Source organism: Mycolicibacterium arcueilense (assembly GCF_058536225.1).
Window position 1 is genome coordinate 24,276 of record NZ_JBZTYL010000037.1, and the last position, 17,460, is coordinate 41,735.

Consider the following 17,460-nt stretch of genomic DNA (forward strand, 5'->3'; position numbering starts at 1 on the left):
CGGCCTCAGTATTCGACGATGGGTGTTTGTTTCGTATCGTCGAGAAATCTCGCCAGCAGGCGATCGAGTTCTTGCAGGTCGGCCGCGCTCCAGTCCGACAATGCGCGTGCCAGGTGCTCCCGTCGCAGGTCCTGCAGTGCGGTGGCGGCCTTCTTTCCGGCGTCGGTGACGGTGACGATGGAGATGCGCCCGTCGTCGAGATCGGCGTGCCGGGTGATGAGTCCCGCTTTGACGAGAGCCTGCACGCGGCGGGTGGTCATGCCGACGTCCATGTGGGCCATCTTCGCGAGCCGGCCGGTGGGCTGTGGGCCCTCGTCGATCAGGACGCGCAACAGAGCGTAGGACGGCTGCGACAGTTCGGCATCGGCATCGGCAGTGGTGGCTTGTCGCTTGAACGCCGACCTGCTGAGATTCAGCCGGACTATGCGCGCCAGCGTGGCACTGATGGAGTCCACCGAGTCCATCTTGCGCTTCGCCGGCACGTCAGCTCCGATCGGTATGTCTGGGCTTGCTCTCGTCAATCTGTACCAAGGCTACCCAGGTCGCGAGCGGCCCGGATGTCGCTGACGCAGGTCGCGAGGCCGTCGTCGTCACCGGCACCAACGGGTGGGAGGACGACGCCGTCGGCAAGGCCCGCATACTTCGCCCGCAGCAGCGCGGGAAGTTCGTCGTATCGCCCGACGGTCACGAGTTCGTCGAGCACGTCGTCGTTCAGCACGGACGAAAGGTCCTCCCATCGCTGCTGTTTCGTGAGAACCCGGAGGTCGTCTGCGAGCTCGGTCCATCCACGTCGTCTGAGTGCGGTCGCGTAGGAAGGAGTCGAGAGCAGGAAGGCCAGCATGCGACGTTGACGTTCGCGTTCCTGGCTGACGATGTGATCCGTCGGGCCGGTGGCGATCGCAGTCGAGGCGATGATGTGGGGATCTTCGTCGCGCCCCGACGACTGGGCGCCCCGGGCCAGGGCAGGCCGCACCACGTCGCGCAGGAACTGGGGGTCTGAGTTCGTGGAGTGGGTGACGACGCCGTAGGCGCTGCATCCGGCGAGCTCGCACATTCCGGCGTTGACCGCGCCGAGCCAGATCCTGGGCGGGTCAATGTCTTTCGGGCCTGGATTGAAGTAGGGCTGCAGGCGGGTGATCCGGTAGGTATCGCCTTCGTGGTTGACGGGTTCCCCGCTCCGGAAGGCGGCGAAGATGGCGTTCAGGGTCGCGATGTAGTCGGCCATCCGTGCGCGGGGTTCGCTCCAGGGCATGCCGAATCGACCTTCGATGTTCTGCTTGACCTGGGTGCCCAGTCCCAACTCGAAACGGCCCTCGGACAAGACCGCCAGATCCCACGCGGTGTAGGCCATGAGCATGGGGCTGCGGACGAACGCCAGGGTCACCGCGGTTCGGATGATCAGCCTCTCGGTGCGTTCGACGGCCAGCAACGCCGCCGCCAGCGAGTCATGGATCGTCTCGGCGATGTGCAAGCCGTCGAAGCCGAGGTGCTCGATTCGCTCGGCGTAGGCGGCGACCTGTGCCAGTGGCATGTCCGGCGCCATTGCAGCGAAAACCTTCATGGCAAGACACCGTAATTCCGTGTAGTTGACTATGTCAAATGATTGACTTAGTCAACTAATTCGGTTTACGTTGCAGTCGGCCCGTTCCCAATCACTTTGTCCAAGGAGAGCCGATGGCCGGGATGCGTTTCTACTTCGACTGGTCCAACTACTTCACGATGGCGCGGTTGCTGCGCAGCGATCCGACGCAGCGCAACCACCGTGCCCGGTATCTACGGTTCGTGCTGGGTGTCCCGGTGATCGCCGGTATTCACGCGCTGTGTTTCGCGCTCGATCCCTTGCTGTTCCCGACGCTGCGCCGCACCGAAGTGTGCAAACCCACGTTCTGTATCGGGCACGCGCGCAGCGGCACCACCTACCTGCACCGCTTGATGGCCGAAGATCCGCAGTTCAGCTATGCCCTCATGTACGAGCTGTTCTTTCCGTCGCTGCTGCAGAAGAAGCTGCTGCGCCTGATGTTCCGGATCGACGGGGCGACGGGCGGAGGTCTGCGGCGCCGGCTCGACGAGGTTGAAGAACGAGCCTTCGCTCCCACTGACGACATCCACAAGACAGGATTCTTTGTTCCCGAGGAGGACGACGCACTGCTCACGTGGTCGCTGAGCTCCGGCTTCTGGATCGTGGCATTTCCCTACATGGGGGAGCTGGACTTCTATCACGTCGACCGCTGGCCAGTGCGGAAGCGGCGGCGGATGATGGCCTTCTACAAGGAATGTGTGCGGCGCCAGCTCGCGCTCAACGGCGGAGGCACACACCTGAGCAAGAACCCCACGTTCTGTGGCCGGGTGGAAACGCTGATCGAGACCTTTCCGGACGCGAGAATCGTTGTGCCGATGCGTAACCCGTACGAGACGATACCGAGCCTACTCAAGCTGATGAAAACCGAGTGGTCGCTACGGGGCCGCGACGAGCAACTGGTCCTGAACTCGCTGCGGGTCCTGGCCGACCAGTCGGTGGACACCTATACGCATCCGCTCGAGGTGCTCAGCCGGCATCCCGAGATCTATTCCAGCGTGGTCGATTATCGCGAGCTGGTCGGATCGCCGGCGAGCACGATGAGACGAATCTATGACGATCTCGGGCTCGACATAGGGCCGAAGGCGAAGCGCGCTTTCGCCGCAGCCGAGGCCCGCGGCGGCCATGAGACCGCGCATCGCTACAGCCTGGCCGAGTTCGGTCTCGATCCGCGCGAGATCCAGATCCGGCTGGCCGACCTGTTCGACCAATACCAGTGGGATATCGAGGGAAAGGAAGCACATGTCAACTGAATCAGGGCAACTCGTGCTGGAAGCGGCATGGACGGACATGATCGCAGCGCTCAACCGGGCGCGCGAAGCGGTCGTTTCCGCGGACCTGCATGCCCCTGAGGTGACCGCGCTAGGAATCGCCGAAGGTCATCGATACCTGATGGGTTTCGCGTTCAGTGCGATCGAGCGGGCGTTCTGCGAGGATCCCGACTTCCCGTACTTCCGGCGCGCGATCCAACCGATCGACAAGGCCACCATCGACAACGCGGACGCCCTGTACCTGTCGGCGCACATCGACGGCGCCCGCAGCTACCGGATACGGGGCCGGCTGGCCGATCGTGCGAAGCCGCCGCAGTACATGATCTTCGAGGCTCACACGGTGTATGCCGGCGATACCGGCAGCCTTGCTGAACTGGGCCCGGGCGGCCGGGTTGTGACCGGAATCCTCGATGCATCGGATCTGCTCGTCGACGACGACGACGACGGTTTCGAGATTCTCCTGGCTCCACAGCGGCCCGACGGTCATACGGGCAACTTCCTGTGCACCGCAGCCGCGGACGGGCCCAGTGCTCGATACGTCATCGCCCGCATGCTCTTTCACGACTGGGAGAACGAGGCGTCGCCGGACCTTCACATCGCCCAGATCGGGAAAGAAGGATTACCTTCGGGGCCCATCAACCCCGAAACGGCCGCGGCGAATCTGCGCCGGGTCGGCGAGCTCGTCGAGAACCAGATGAGGTTCTGGAACGAGTTCTACGACGTCGTGCTCGAGTCCAACGGAGACAAGAACGGTGACGGCGTCACCTTCATGCCCCGCAACGCACTCAATACGCCGATGGCCGCCAATCTCGCGACCGGCGGCGGGCAGAGCACCAACGTGTACTCGGGTGGTGTCTACGACCTGGCCGAGGGGGAGGCGCTGCTCGTCGAGGTCACTGTGCCGACAGCTCCGGCCTATATGGGTTTCCACCTGTCGAATCTCTGGGGCGAATCGCTCGATTACGCCAACCACGTCAGCAGCCTCAACGGGTTTCAGTCCGAACCCGATCCGGACGGAACGCTGCGATACGTGATCGCCGGCTCCGACCCACAGGTGCCGAACTGGCTCGACACCTGTGGGCACCAGAACGGTTTTCTGACGTTCCGGTGGACCTACTCGGAGCCGACGTCGGAGTTGCCGGTTACCACGGTCACGGCGATGTCGCTGGCGGACGTGGCGGCACACCTGCCCGACACCACACGGAGGGTCGCGGAAGCTGAGCGCAGAGATCAGGTGCGTATTCGCCAGGAGCACGTGCAGCGGCGCTACCGCCAGTACTGATCCCGCCCGGATCGGATACTAGGGACCTTTGACCCTCCCTGAGCAGGGCAGTCGGGCGGAGGATCAACGGCATGGAGCAGTTGACCGCACTGGACGCGGGGTTCCTGGAAGCAGAGGACTCCGACCGGCACGCAAGCCTGGCAATCGGGGCGATCGCCGTGCTGGACGGACCGATTCCCGGCGCCGATACCGTCGTTGCCTCGCTTGCCGAGCGGGCCATGACCGCACCTCGCCTGCATCAGCTGCTGCACACCCAGCCCCTCGACCTCGGGGCACCGCGATGGGTCGAAGACACCAACTTCGACGCGGCCCACCACATCCGGTATGCGGCGCTGCCACAACCCGGCGACGATGCGGCGCTGTACCGGTGGGCCGCCGACATCATGGAACGTCGCCTGGACCGGGACCGGCCGCTGTGGGAGTGCTGGGTCGTCGACGGCCTGGCCGGCAACAGGTGGGCGATCCTGTTGAAGGTCCACCACTGCATCGCCGACGGAATCGCGGCCACCCGGCTGCTCAGTCGGCTGTGCGACGACGGCGACCTGACCGGTCCCGCGGTAAAGCAACAGACCGCCGGGGGGACAGCGGTTTTCAATCCCGCCGAGTGGATCGGTAAGGCGTGGCGCATTTCGACTGGGCTGCCCGTGGCGGCGATGCAGGCCGTCCAGGGTGCGCTCGGCATCGTCACCGGCCTACTGCATCCGGCGGCCGCCACCTCGTTGACCGGCCCCGTGACCAGCATGCGTCGCTACGCCGCCGGTGAGGTGTCGATGGACGACGTCGACACGGTATGCCGGGAATTCGGGGTGACCGTCAATGATGTTGCCTTGGCGGCGATCACCGACAGCTTCCGCAACACCCTCATCCGTCGCGGCGAGAACCCCAGCCGGGATGCGCTCCGTACCTTGGTGCCGGTCTCGGTGCGCCCCGCGGATGCGGACGATCGGACCGGCAATCGCGTGTCGGTGATGTTGCCGTACCTCCCGGTCGACAAGGCCGATCCGCTACATCAGTTGCGCGCCGTGCATTCGCGGCTGTCCCGGGCCAAAGCCAGCGGGCAGTGCGAAGCGGGAAACATCCTGGTGTCGGCGGCCAACGCGATTCCGTTCCCGCTCACCGCGTGGACGGTACGGGCACTGACCCGGTTGCCGCAGCGCGGCGTCGTCACCGTGGCCACGAACGTGCCGGGCCCACGGAAACGGTTGCGTGTCATGGGTTGCGACATCGTCCGGTTGCTTCCGATTCCGCCGCTGGCGTTGCAGCTACGAACCGGTGTGGCCATCATGAGCTACGCCGACCGCCTGGTCTTCGGAGTGATCGGCGATTACGACGCGGCACCCGATGTGTCGGAATTGGCCCGTGGCATCGAACGCGCGGTCGCCCGTCTGGTCGATATCGGCATTGGCCACTGGCGGGCCACCCCCGTGGGTACTCTGCAACTCGTACAGGGAGGTTGACCGATGAAGGGATCCGAACTCGGCGTTCTCACCCGCAGGCAGTGCCTGGATCTGCTGGAGGGGGTACGCGTCGGCAGGTTGGTGTTCACCGAGGACGCCCTGCCGGCAGTGCAGCCCGTCAATTTCCGGGTGTGGCATGACGATGTGGTGATCCGGGTGGCCGGTGGGCCCAAACTGATCGCCGCGACCGATCGTCAGGTGGTGGCGTTCGAGGCCGACGAACTCGACCCCGACCTACGCACCGGCTGGAGCGTGACGATCGTCGGGCATGCCGAGCACATCACCGACGTGGACGAGCAGGTGCAGGTCGCCGGGACGTTCGTGCAGCCGTGGGCTGAGGGGCGGCGCGATCATTTCGTGCGGATCCGGTCGGAGAAGGTCACCGGGCGTCAGCTCCGGAACCATGCGATGCCGCACTACGGTGCGGCGGGCGGCGGTTAGTACCGAAGCCGGTCGTCGACGACCCGCACGGCGTGGCCCGGATGCTGCGTCGCGTACAGCGGGTGCATCAGCATCGGGTGACGGCAGTGCGCGCAGGAGGCCTGCGGCTGGTTCGCCGACGCGAAGGTCAGATGGTGGCATTCGCTGCAGCGGACCATGTAGCAGGCGCCGATCCAGTTGGCCATACCCACGTAGATCGCGACCGTGGTTCCCGCAGCGAGCACCATGATCAATGCGACTGTGAGCGCTTCATAAACCGTCATCACCGGCACCTCCAAGCTCGCCTATCGCAACGTGACGGATACCTGAAACGGTACTCGCGAAACCTAGGACTTCCTGGCCCGTTTGAAGACCTTGTCCAGTTCTTTACCGTGCAATCCGTTGTGTTCGGCCTTGCGGACTTTGTGCAGAACCAGCGGGCAGCGTTTGCAGCGCGGCTTGCTTTTGCAGCACTTTTTCTTGGGCTTCAGGCCGGCAATTTTTGCGGACTTCAACGTGACGGGGCTCTCTCGTTTTCGTGATCGACCGGCCAGCCTGCGAGAATGTCGGTGTGGATTCACGCCCGAGCTTTCGCAATGTCGCCATCGTCGCCCACGTCGACCACGGCAAGACGACCCTAGTCGACGCGATGCTGCGACAGTCCGGTGCCTTGACGCACCGTGGCGACGACGCAGTCGAGCGCCTGATGGACTCCGGTGACCTTGAGAAGGAAAAGGGCATCACCATCCTGGCCAAGAACACCGCGGTGCACCGGCACCACGCGGACGGCACCATGACGGTGATCAACGTCATCGACACCCCTGGTCACGCCGATTTCGGTGGCGAGGTGGAACGTGGCCTGTCCATGGTCGACGGTGTGGTCCTGCTGGTGGACGCCTCGGAGGGGCCGTTGCCGCAGACGCGGTTCGTGCTGCGCAAGGCGCTGGCCGCGCACCTGCCGGTGATCCTGGTGGTCAACAAGACCGACCGGCCCGACGCCCGCATCGCCGAGGTCGTCGAGGAAAGTCACGACCTGCTGCTCGACGTCGCCTCCGACCTCGACGACGAGGCCCAGACGGCCGCCGAGAAGGCACTGGACCTGCCCACCCTGTATGCCTCGGGCCGAGCCGGCATCGCCTCGACGACGCAGCCCGCCAACGGTGAGAACCCTGACGGCGAGAACCTCGACCCGCTGTTCGACGTGCTGATGGAGCACATCCCGGCACCCTCGGGTGACCCGGAGGCGCCGCTGCAGGCCCTGGTCACCAACCTCGACGCCTCGGCCTTCCTGGGCCGTCTCGCCCTCATCCGCATCTACAACGGCCGCCTCAAGAAGGGCCAGCAGGTCGCGTGGATGCGCGAGGTCGACGGCTCGCCTGTGATCACCAACGCCAAGATCACCGAGTTGCTGGCCACCGAGGGCGTCGACCGTAACCCGACGGAGGAAGCGGCGGCTGGGGATATCGTGGCGGTCGCCGGGATTCCCGAGATCATGATCGGCGACACCCTGGCCGATCCCGACAACTCGCACGCGCTGCCGCGCATCACCGTCGACGAGCCCGCCATCTCGGTCACGATCGGCACCAACACCTCGCCGCTGGCCGGCCGGGTGTCGGGGCACAAGCTGACGGCCCGCATGGTGAAGAACCGTCTCGACGCCGAACTCGTCGGCAACGTGTCGATCCGCATCGTCGACATCGGCCGCCCCGACGCCTGGGAGGTGCAGGGCCGCGGTGAGCTGGCGCTGGCCATCCTCGTCGAGCAGATGCGACGCGAGGGCTTCGAGCTGACCGTCGGCAAGCCGCAGGTGGTCACCAAGAACATCGACGGCAAGCTGCACGAGCCGTTCGAAGAGCTGACCATCGACTGTCCCGAGGAGTTCGTCGGTTCCATCACCCAGCTGATGGCCAACCGCAAGGGCCGGATGGAACAGATGACCAACCATGCCGCCGGTTGGGTGCGCATGGACTTCGTGGTGCCCAGCCGCGGACTGATCGGCTTCCGTACCGACTTCCTGACCGAGACGCGTGGCACCGGTATCGCCAACGCGGTGTTCGAGGGCTACCGGCCGTGGGCCGGGGAGATCCGGGCCCGCCACACCGGCTCGCTGGTGAGCGACCGGTCCGGCTCGATCACCCCGTTCGCGATGATCCAGCTGGCGGACCGAGGGCAGTTCTTCGTCGAGCCGGGTGAGGACACCTACGAGGGCCAGGTCGTCGGGATCAACCCGCGCGCCGAGGATCTCGACATCAACATCACCCGCGAGAAGAAGCTGACGAACATGCGGTCGTCGACGGCCGACGTCATGGAAACCCTGGCCCGGCCCCTGGACCTGGGCCTGGAGCAGGCCATGGAGTTCTGCGCCGAGGACGAGTGCGTCGAGGTGACCCCCGAGGTCGTCCGGGTGCGCAAGGTCGAGCTGACCGCCTCGCTGCGGGCACGTGCCAAGGCCCGGGCCAAGGCGCGCGGATAGCTCTCGCATTCGGTCGTCGAATGGCCAGTTATAGCACCGCTTTTCGGGCGTAACGTGCGATAACTGGCCATTCACGGTGGGGGCCGCGGGGGTGCGGATCAGGACAGTGATGCGCCAGTAGCGATATCCCCCGCGATATCGCTACTGGCGCACCAGTTCTCAGGCGGCGTCGCTCTTAGAGTCGGTCTTCTTGCCTGCACCGTCATCAGCGGTGGAGGAACCGGTGGTGTTGCCGGTGGCGGTGGCTTTGCCTGGGGTCGGGCTGTCGGCGCCACCCTTCAAGCCGAACTTCTCCTTGAGCTGATTGACGGTGGTTTTCAGATCGGTGGTTTCGGGCTTGGGCGGTGTCGACGTGTCCGAGCCTCCGGACACCTTGGCTCCGGTCTGGTGCGTGCTGAAGTTGAGGCTCTCGCGAAGCTGAGTCCGTGCCTTCACGAGAGGCGTCGTCTTCTCGACCCTGGGCTTCTTGACCTCCAGTGTCTCCGTCGTGGCTTTCTCCGGCGCCGGCGGGGCCGTTTCGACGTCGAGGCTGACCAACGTCTTCGGAGCGGGAGGTTCGCTCACCTTGCTGGTGACCAATGTGGTTTGCGGATTGTTCGGATTCTCACTCGGGTCCACGCCGAGCGCCTCGCGGACGACTTCACGGACGGAGTTCGTCGCCTTCCACAACACGTCGTTCCGGAAGTCCTGAATACCGTCGGCCCGGTTGGGCAACAGCGCCTTCAGTCCGATGGGGATGGCCTGCTGGGTCGGACCGGTGCCCATGAAGGAGTCGGCCACCCAAAGTGGTGCGCTGATGTAACTGTCGAGCATGTGGTAAACGGCGACGTTGGGCTCCATGCCGCCGGCGATGTCGATGATCGCCTTGATCGGTCCGAACGGGGCGAGCGCGAGGCCTTCCACCAGTCGATAGCCGGAGTCGAGGGCGCCCGCAGCGAAACCGGCGAGCGGGGTGAGCACGTCGAGGGGAGTGCTGGTGTCCTCGACCCCGAGGAGGTCGGCGATCGATGATCGGAAACTGTCGGTCGCTGCCCACAGCACGTTGTTGCGGAAGGCCTGGATATCGTCGGCGTGGTCGGGGAACAGCGCCGCCAGGCCCTTGCCGGTGAGTGACGTCTGGTTGATTCCGAGGGCGGGGTCGATGACCCACAGCGGTGCATCGATGACTTGGCGGATCGAGTTGTAGAAGGCCTGGGGGTCGCCGTCGGCGATGGCCAGGGCGGCGGCGATGGCGGCCACCGGTAGCCCAGCGATGCCTTGGACGAAACGCACCCCGGATTCGGTGAAACCCTCGAGTGCCGCAATCGGATCCGGTGCCGCCATGAGGTTGACATCCGCAACGTGCGCGGCTCGAAGTGCTTCCGGCGCCTGTGCGCCGACCGGTCCGATGGCCGGGCCGATGGCGATCGCGCCTGCCGCGAGTAGCGCTGTGGCTCCTGTCATCGATTGCTTCACACCGACGTGCATAGTGGCTCCCCCTGATTTGGTTGCTCTGGTCCGAAACTGACGTGATCGACGATAACGTCGACTTAGCGATTTCTCAGGTGAATTTGAGATTTTGCACACACAAATACCGTCCGAGCCTTCAAATTTTGTGGCAAGTTGTGTCATGCAAGTGAAAATCGCGGTCCCGTGTGTGTTGGGTTTAGCTGAAGAGTGGGACTGGGCCGGAAACGTCGTCCAGGCGTGACGGGCCAGTCATCTTGATGTCGGCGGTGTCCCGCCAAATGTCCTCGAAAGATCTGCATTTCAACCACTCTGATCGGGTTGCGGAGGCATCGCCGCCAGGCGAAGTGGTGTGACCGTCCTTCGTGCCGGGTTTGCGGCGCCGCACCAATTGCCGGCTTGTGCCTGCCTGCAATGTTGGGCAGCAATCAGATTTGATCTTGGGGTAGGTGCCGCGATCGGCCAGTTTTTGGCGCCCTATTGCGCTCTTTCGCGCGAATTTTCGCCCGGAGTTCACATATTCGATGCATGCCGGACACCATTTGCGGGCCAAGGGGTTGGGGCGGACTGTCGGTGCGGGGACAAGTGCGCTGCCGGGCGGTCGATACGCTGAGTGGCGTGCCGACACCCCTCCGCTGCGCCCAATTGACGATCGGGGCGCTCATATCGGTGCCGGCGCTCCTGTTCAGCGGTTGCACTGTGAGCCCGCCGCCGGCTCCGCAGAGCACCGAGACGACCGAGACGACACCGCCGCCCCCGATGAAGGCGACACAGATCATCATGGCCATCGATTCGATCGGCCCGGGGTTCAACCCGCACCTGTTGTCGGACCAGTCGCCGGTGAACGCCGCGGTCGCCTCGATGGTGCTGCCGAGTTCCTTCCGGCCGGTACCCGACCCGAAGTCTCCGACGGGCTCGCACTGGGAGCTCGATCCGACTCTGCTCGAATCGGCCGAGGTGACCAACCAGAACCCGTTCACGGTCACCTACAAGATCCGTCCGGAAGCGCAATGGACCGACAACGCCCCCATCGCCGCCGATGACTACTGGTACCTCTGGCGCCAAATGGTCAGCCAACCGGGAGTCGTCGACCCGGCCGGCTATGACCTGATCACCGGTGTCCAATCGGTGGAGGGCGGCAAGCAGGCGGTGGTCACCTTCTCCCAGCCCTATCCGGCGTGGCGGGAGCTGTTCAACGACATCCTTCCGGCCCACATCGTCAAGGACATTCCCGGCGGCTTCGGCGCCGGTCTGGCCCGCGCGATGCCGGTGACCGGCGGGCAGTTCCGCGTGGAAAGCATTGACCCGCAACGTGACGAGATCCTGCTCGCCCGCAACGACAGGTACTGGAGCGCGCCGGCCAAGCCTGACCTGGTGTTGTTCCGACGTGGTGGAGCACCGGCCGCCCTCGCCGATTCCATCCGCAACGGCGACACCCAGGTGGCCCAGGTGCACGGTGGCGCAGCCACTTTCGCGCAACTGAGCGCGATCCCCGATGTTCGCACCGCGAGGATCGTGACTCCGCGGGTGATGCAGCTGACGCTTCGCGGAGGGCAGCCCACCTTGGCCGAAGCCCAGGTGCGCAAGGCGATCCTGGGTCTGATCGATGTCGACCTGCTGGCCTCGGTCGGCGCGGGCGACGACAACACGGTGACGTTGGCGCAGGCGCAGGTGCGCTCACCATCGGATCCCGGCTACGTACCGACAGCCCCTCCGGCGATGTCGCGGGAGGCTGCGCTTGATCTGTTGCGCGGCGCGGGTTACCAGATCGAGCCCGCGGCCGAGCCGCCCGCTCCGGGCGCGCCGCCGGCCCCGGACAACGGGAGGCAGCGCATCACCAAGGACGGCGCCGCGCTGACGCTGGTGCTCGGTGTTGCGTCCAACGATCCGACGTCGGTCGCCGTCGCCAACACCGCGGCCGATCAGCTTCGCAACGTGGGAATCGACGCCTCGGTGCTGGCCCTCGACCCGGTGGCGCTGTACGGAGATGCGCTGACCAACAACCGGATCGACGCCGTCGTCGGCTGGCATCAGGCCGGAGGAGACCTGGCCACCAGCCTCGCATCGCGCTACGGCTGCCGGGCGTTGGAGGCGACCGCCGTCTCGACCGCGGTACCCGGGGTCACTCCCTCGTCGTCGCCGAAGCCCACCACCACGGTCGCACCCCCGGCGCCGAGCACCACACCGACACCCACCCAGCCTATTCCGGCTCCGGAGTCAGGTGATCTGGTGCAGGCGCCCAGCAACATCACCGGGATCTGTGATCACAGCATTCAGCCGAAAATTGATGCGGCACTGGATGGTTCGCAGAATATTGCCGAGGTGATCCAGGCTGTCGAGCCGCGTCTGTGGAACATGTCGACAGTTCTCCCGATCCTTCAGGACACGACGATCGTTGCCGCAGGACCGAGTGTGCAGAACGTCAGTCTGACCGGTGCCGTACCCGTCGGCATCGTCGGTGACGCGGGCAGCTGGACCAAGGGGCGGTAGCAGATCGTGCAGTGGGCCCCCTCACGCGAGGAGGCCCACTGACTGGGGTGCATCAGGATGCGTCGCCCGACCCTGACGATGACGAGCCTCCGCCGGAGCTCGCCGCGCGGTGCTTGCCTGCCTCGGCTCTCTTGCCGCTCAGCCCCTCGGTGGCCTTCTTCAGTCCGTCGGTCACACTCTTGACGGACCCCTGAAGGCCCTCACGGACCTGCTTGGCCGAGGTGGACCGGTTGGTCGACAGGGTCTTGCCGGGTTCGGCCTTGAGACTGTCCTTCACCACCGGGGTGGAGACACTGGACGGCGATTTCGTCGCAGCGGAATCACCGGCAGCAGTTTCGCTTTCAGCGGGTGCGACCACAACCGGAGCAGCCTCGACCGGAGCAGCGGCAGGTGCCGGTGACACAACGGCGGCCTTCGGGCTGACATCCAGCGTCACGACCTTCGCCGCGGATGTGAGGGTTGCGTCGGCGGCCGTGCGCGCGGCGTCAGCGGCTGGTGGTGTGATCGCCGCGGCGATCAGCTCGCGGGCCTGTCGCAGGGTGCTCAGCAGGCCGAGGCTTGGACCGAACACGCCGCCGCCGAGCGCGTCGCCGTTGAGGAACGCATCGGCGACGACGGCAGGACCGCCGAGCATCGCGTTGAGGACTCCCAGCGCATCGCCCGCCGTGGCAGAGTCAACGATGTCCTGGCCAACGTTTCCCGCCACCGTGACTGTCCGGTAGGCGACGTTGAGCAGGCCGAGGGCGGGCAGTGCCACAATCGCCGGGTTGCTCAGCACGTTGGCCAGGTTCTGCACCGGCTGCCTGATGGCATTGATGGCAGGTTCGAGCAACGGAAGCGCCGCACCGGCCACCGGGGTGAGGAATGCGCTCCAGAGGTTGGACACCGCGCCGTTGATGTTGCCTGCGAGGAGATCGGTGAGAGAGGCCTGCAGCAGCGACGGGATGCTCCACGGGTTCGACGGGTCCAGCGCATTGCCCAGTGCGGTGGCAGAGCCCTGCAAGGCTGTGAAGAGCGAACCCGCGGTGGTGAGCTGATTCGTGATCACCTGCAGCAGGATGGGTGCGGGATCGGTCACCTCCGTGCCGATCAGGGCCGACACATTGGCGATCGTGTTCGCGAACAGGTCCGCATAGGCCTGGATTGGATCGGTTGCTGCAGACAGGCTCACCGCGGCCGACGAAACTGTCGGAACCGCGATGTCGGGCATCGGCGGAGCGACCGGACTGATCGCGATGGCACTGGCTCCGAACAACGCGACGCCAGCGGCGAGATAGGGACGAGCTGCGACTTGCATTGCTTCTCCTCTAGATGGATCCAATCCCCGACGAGGCTGAAGCTACCTGAGAGTAACTTTACAAATTCGTAATTTTGAAAAGTTGCCGCCGAAGGGCCCGCGGCGGCTAATGGGGTCGTGAGCAAGGTGAACTAGCTGCTAGATAGCAGTGATTAGGCGATCTTGAGAATATCGCGGATCCCCCGCCTGTCGACGGCGCCGATAGCTGGCGCCAAAGGCCGTTGAATATAACGAGTTCGCTGTTCCCGTCGATCAGCGGAGAAAGTCATGTGAAACCGAACGCGAACCGGCCGATCTTGATGTTTGCGAAATCAACGGTTCCATGCGCAGTGGGCGGCAGTCTCCCGGGGCTCTCGAGCGGGACCGGCGGCGGGCTTCCCGCTGCGCTGCAGACGGCACCAGCGGGTTCGCCAGTTCGGTGTCGGGGCAATGAAAAGTCGGTGGCCGTCATTTTGCGCGACGTGGGTCCGCAGCGGCCCGACGGAGTACACAGCTGAGTGGAGGCTGAGAACTTCCGAAGAAGCGGAAGGCCCTCTCCATCGGTCGATGGAGAGGGCCTGGCGCTGGTGCTGGGGCTACTTGTCGGAGCCCTTGTCGGAGCCGCTGGTCGACTCGGACTTCTTCTGAGCGCCCTTTTGGGTGCCGGGCTTGTCCTTCTTCAGTCCGTCGGTCAGCTTCTTGACGGCGGACTTCACCTGGGTGCGGACGGCCTTGGCAGAGGTCGCCTTTTCCTGTCCCTTGTCGGCCTTCGGCGATGCCTTCGTCGACAGCTTGGTGGCGGCCTTGGTGGTGTCGTCACTGTCGCTCGCGTCCGTACCGGCGCCGGCGGAGTCTGCGGCGTCGGCCTTCGGTGCAGCCACACCATCGGCGGCGTCCGAGGCAGCGTCAGGGCCGGCACCGTCGACGACGGCAGAGGCATTGCCCGCGTTGGCAACTGGGGTTGATGCCGTCTCTTCCTTCAGCGTCGAGACCTCGATCGTCACGGGTGCCGGTGCAGCCAGGGCCTTGGCGGTGGGGAGCTCGATCGGCGGGTCGAACGGCTTGGGCTTGAGCTGCTTGAAGGCGTTGGCGAAGGTGTCCTCGATATAGTTGCCCATCGAGATCGTCGCATCGGTTTGGAAGACCACACTCTCGGCGAAATCGGCGATGCCGTGTTGGAGCGCATTGATCACCTTGACCGGATCGCCGGTGGTGACGGCGTTCACCACGTCCTGAGCTCCGACGAGGGCCTGCTTCAGAATGGCTCGCGGCTGACCGTCCAGGTCGTACCCGACGCCGACGGTCGCGGCGGCCAGTCCGATCACGACTCCGATAGCGGCCTCCGATGCGGCGTCGATGAGCGGCTGCGGAATGTTGAGTACATGCCCGACCGCGTTGATCTCGGGGGACACCGCGAAGATCAAGATGTTGATGATGGGCTGCATCCCGTCCAACACCAAACCGTCGAGCGCACCACCGGGATCACCGGCGGCGATCTTCGCCATCGCGGCCTCGAGTCCGGCGGGCAGGCCGGCGCCCAAGTCGCTCAAGGCTTGACTGAGAGCGGTCCCGGCCGCAGACGTGGTTTCACCGAGTGCTGCGAGGTTGGGGCCGAAATTCTGGGCCGCGATGACAGCGTCGGCCAGTACCTTGGCGATCTGCCACGCCGGGGGAGTGGACAGCGCCACCTGGTAACCGGCGACCGCGTTCTCGACGAGCTGCTTCGCGATCGGTGCCGGGTTGGTGGTCTGGCGCTCGATGATGTTGCTGATCATCGTCTGCGTGGCGGCGAACGCGGGCTCGAAAACCGTCAGCGGGTTGTCCACGGCGGCGGTCAGGGCGACCGGCATGTGTACCGGCGAGGCGGCCGGTACGGACGGGGCCATCGGGCTGACCGCGATGGCGCTGGCACCCACGAGTGCCACGCCGGCGGCCAGGTATGACCGGGAAGCGAGCTGCATTGAATCTCCTTACGGGAGCGTAACTAACGTCGGCGCAGAAGTTACCCCAAAGTAAGTTGGGTTGTCTGCAAATTTTCTTAAGTAATTTTCAGCTCGCAGGAACCCGTGTGGGCCTCCGCAAATGAACGTCGGGTATCTGAAATATTGCTGGTAGTCGGGATTTCCCGTGGTCGCGTCAACCCATTGCGAAACCCATCGTAGCGTTATTGGGCATGGCAGTGGCCCGCTGCAGCAAATAATTGGCAGGTCATGTCACTAGATTGCCAGCGAAGGCTTGATCGACAAGCCCGGCCAGGTTACCCAGCGGTAATGTCGCCGCGGCGGCAGCTGGAAAGTTAGCGCGCACACAGTGGACATTGCGGTGTGATCTGTAAAACACGGCCACCATGGTTGCGACGCCGCCCACTAATGGGACCAGCGGTCTCGGTATTCGCACCGTGCTTGCGTTGGCAACTATGTGGCAGGCTCGGTCAGTTTCAAAATCTACGGATTTCGTTGCCGAGTTTGCCTGGTCTAATCAGTCGACCATTACCTCGCGGCGTCTCTCGGCAAGCGATTGCAGCCCGTGGGCCGCGAGCGCGGCGGCGAGAAACGGCAGCAGTACCCAGTACGGCGGACGGGCCAACTCCCACACGAAAAGTGCCGCCCAGATAGGGGCCCGCTGCGTCACCGCAAGCACGCCGGCAGCACAAGTCAACGACACCGCAGCGATGCTCACGGTGTGTTCGGTCCAGGTATTGATCGACAGGGCGATCACGGACCCGAGGGCCGCGCCGGTCGCGAGCGACGGTGTCAGCATGCCGCCCACCGCCCCGGCACGCAGAAAGATCGCCGTCAGGAGCGGCTTCAGCAGCAGGATCGCCGCGGCCGAGCCCACCGTGAGGGCGCTGTTCAGGCTGACCGTGAGAATGCTCTTGCCGTTGCCTGGCAGCTCCGGCAACCACACCGAACCCAGGCCCACCAACAGTCCTGCCAGGGCAACGCCCGGAATGATCAGCCACGACGTGACCGGTACGGCAGGCCGCGCCATGGCCATCATCCGGTTGAACGCCGCCCCCACCACGAACACCAGCGGCGCCATCACCAAGGCGAAGGCGGTGAGTAGATAAGACAATTCGGGCTTCGGCCAATCGAGCGGAGCCCGCACATGCGTCACCGGCGATGCGACTGCCACGGCGAGCGCCGAGGTGATCAACGCGGCGCCGACGGCTCGCGGGTGCCACGTGTGCATCATGATCCGGACCGCGAACAAGGCGCCACCGACCGGGACGCTGTACACCGCGCCGAGTCCGGCCCCTGCGGCGCAGGCGAGCAGAATCTCGCGGTCGTGGGGTGTCAGTGCCCACCGGGACGTTCCGACGTCACCGAGCACCGCAGCCATCTGACGCGGCGCGCCCTCACGTCCCAGGGATGCGCCCGCGCCGACGACCAGAACCTGCAGCCCGGCATCAAGTGTCATCGCTACCCGGGGGATGGGTCGGTGATCGGCGATGGTCGAGGCCAGTCCGGGCACCTCGTAGTGCCGGCGCAGAATCCACCAGCCGAAACCCGCCAGCGCGCCACCGATCATCGGTCCGACCGTGCGTCGCACCGGGCTGCTGTCGGTGACACCGTCGAGCAGCGAGCCGAAGGTGAAGTCGTAGGTGAGGTGTTCGACGAAGTGCAGAAGAACCGTCGTCGCCATCCCCGCGAGGCCCGCCAACAACCCGATCACGACGATGCTGCAGCCGAACTCGAGCTCGCGCCGGGTCACCTGAGTGAATGTAGGCGCGGAGGTGGGGCAGTGCTCGACTTTCTGCGCCGCCCAC

General features: G+C 65.1%; 13 protein-coding genes. 6 read left to right on the forward strand and 7 right to left on the reverse strand.

Annotated features, from left to right (window positions below; all coding sequences use genetic code 11):
• Positions 1-5: 5 nt before the first annotated feature.
• On the reverse strand, positions 6-482 hold the full coding sequence (locus tag AC4LGL_RS31740) for a MarR family winged helix-turn-helix transcriptional regulator (RefSeq protein ID WP_491842230.1): 477 nt from the start codon (positions 480-482) through the stop codon (positions 6-8).
• A 35-nt stretch (positions 483-517) separates the two neighbouring features.
• Positions 518-1,561, reverse strand: coding sequence for a TIGR03617 family F420-dependent LLM class oxidoreductase (locus tag AC4LGL_RS31745; RefSeq protein WP_491842231.1), 1,044 nt, complete (start codon positions 1,559-1,561; stop codon positions 518-520).
• 113 nt (positions 1,562-1,674) lie between these two features.
• Here AC4LGL_RS31745 and AC4LGL_RS31750 point away from each other — a divergent pair, with 113 nt between their 5' ends.
• The 4 genes from AC4LGL_RS31750 (at position 1,675) to AC4LGL_RS31765 (ending at position 6,027) form a co-directional block, all read left to right on the forward strand.
• Entirely contained in the window at positions 1,675-2,829 is a 1,155-nt protein-coding gene (locus AC4LGL_RS31750) for a sulfotransferase (protein ID WP_491842232.1), read from the forward strand.
• Entirely contained in the window at positions 2,819-4,129 is a 1,311-nt protein-coding gene (locus AC4LGL_RS31755; RefSeq protein WP_491842233.1) for a hypothetical protein, read from the forward strand. Before AC4LGL_RS31750 ends, AC4LGL_RS31755 begins: the two co-directional genes overlap by 11 nt.
• Positions 4,130-4,200: 71 nt before the next feature.
• Entirely contained in the window at positions 4,201-5,586 is a 1,386-nt protein-coding gene (locus AC4LGL_RS31760; RefSeq protein WP_491842234.1) for a WS/DGAT/MGAT family O-acyltransferase, read from the forward strand.
• Positions 5,587-5,589: 3 nt separating this feature from the next.
• Positions 5,590-6,027, forward strand: a complete 438-nt coding sequence (locus tag AC4LGL_RS31765) for a pyridoxamine 5'-phosphate oxidase family protein (protein ID WP_064882726.1) — start codon at positions 5,590-5,592, stop codon at positions 6,025-6,027.
• On the opposite strand, the gene AC4LGL_RS31770 is transcribed toward AC4LGL_RS31765, so the two are convergent.
• The gene (locus AC4LGL_RS31770) at positions 6,024-6,290 is read right to left on the reverse strand and encodes a hypothetical protein (protein WP_055120552.1); all 267 of its coding nucleotides are present in this window, start codon (positions 6,288-6,290) and stop codon (positions 6,024-6,026) included. The genes AC4LGL_RS31765 and AC4LGL_RS31770 overlap by 4 nt on opposite strands.
• Positions 6,291-6,577: 287 nt before the next feature.
• Here AC4LGL_RS31770 and typA point away from each other — a divergent pair, with 287 nt between their 5' ends.
• A complete protein-coding gene (typA, locus tag AC4LGL_RS31775) occupies positions 6,578-8,479 on the forward strand; it encodes a translational GTPase TypA (RefSeq protein ID WP_491842235.1) in 1,902 nt (633 codons plus the stop codon).
• A gap of 159 nt (positions 8,480-8,638) precedes the next feature.
• Here the strand turns inward: typA and AC4LGL_RS31780 are convergent, their stop codons facing one another.
• On the reverse strand, positions 8,639-9,922 hold the full coding sequence (locus AC4LGL_RS31780; protein ID WP_491842236.1) for a hypothetical protein: 1,284 nt from the start codon (positions 9,920-9,922) through the stop codon (positions 8,639-8,641).
• Positions 9,923-10,534: 612 nt separating this feature from the next.
• On the opposite strand from AC4LGL_RS31780, the gene AC4LGL_RS31785 reads away from it, so the two are divergent.
• Positions 10,535-12,415, forward strand: a complete 1,881-nt coding sequence (locus AC4LGL_RS31785; RefSeq protein WP_491842474.1) for an ABC transporter family substrate-binding protein — start codon at positions 10,535-10,537, stop codon at positions 12,413-12,415.
• A gap of 52 nt (positions 12,416-12,467) precedes the next feature.
• Here the strand turns inward: AC4LGL_RS31785 and AC4LGL_RS31790 are convergent, their stop codons facing one another.
• The 3 genes from AC4LGL_RS31790 to AC4LGL_RS31800 form a co-directional block, all read right to left on the reverse strand.
• Complete coding sequence (locus AC4LGL_RS31790; RefSeq protein ID WP_135362034.1) at positions 12,468-13,712, reverse strand: hypothetical protein; 1,245 nt, start codon at positions 13,710-13,712, stop codon at positions 12,468-12,470.
• A gap of 575 nt (positions 13,713-14,287) precedes the next feature.
• On the reverse strand, positions 14,288-15,652 hold the full coding sequence (locus tag AC4LGL_RS31795) for a hypothetical protein (RefSeq protein ID WP_135362035.1): 1,365 nt from the start codon (positions 15,650-15,652) through the stop codon (positions 14,288-14,290).
• Positions 15,653-16,169: 517 nt separating this feature from the next.
• A complete protein-coding gene (locus AC4LGL_RS31800) occupies positions 16,170-17,405 on the reverse strand; it encodes a chloride channel protein (protein WP_055116525.1) in 1,236 nt (411 codons plus the stop codon).
• Positions 17,406-17,460: the final 55 nt, after the last annotated feature.

Coding starts and splice junctions, on each gene's coding strand:
- AC4LGL_RS31745 (WP_491842231.1), bottom strand. CDS start 1,561: ATGAAGGTTTTCGCTGCAATGGCGCCGGACATGCCACTGGCACAGGTC.
- AC4LGL_RS31750 (WP_491842232.1), top strand. CDS start 1,675: ATGGCCGGGATGCGTTTCTACTTCGACTGGTCCAACTACTTCACGATG.
- AC4LGL_RS31755 (WP_491842233.1), top strand. CDS start 2,819: ATGTCAACTGAATCAGGGCAACTCGTGCTGGAAGCGGCATGGACGGAC.
- AC4LGL_RS31760 (WP_491842234.1), top strand. CDS start 4,201: ATGGAGCAGTTGACCGCACTGGACGCGGGGTTCCTGGAAGCAGAGGAC.
- AC4LGL_RS31765 (WP_064882726.1), top strand. CDS start 5,590: ATGAAGGGATCCGAACTCGGCGTTCTCACCCGCAGGCAGTGCCTGGAT.
- AC4LGL_RS31770 (WP_055120552.1), bottom strand. CDS start 6,290: ATGACGGTTTATGAAGCGCTCACAGTCGCATTGATCATGGTGCTCGCT.
- AC4LGL_RS31780 (WP_491842236.1), bottom strand. CDS start 9,922: ATGACAGGAGCCACAGCGCTACTCGCGGCAGGCGCGATCGCCATCGGC.
- AC4LGL_RS31790 (WP_135362034.1), bottom strand. CDS start 13,712: ATGCAAGTCGCAGCTCGTCCCTATCTCGCCGCTGGCGTCGCGTTGTTC.
- AC4LGL_RS31795 (WP_135362035.1), bottom strand. CDS start 15,652: ATGCAGCTCGCTTCCCGGTCATACCTGGCCGCCGGCGTGGCACTCGTG.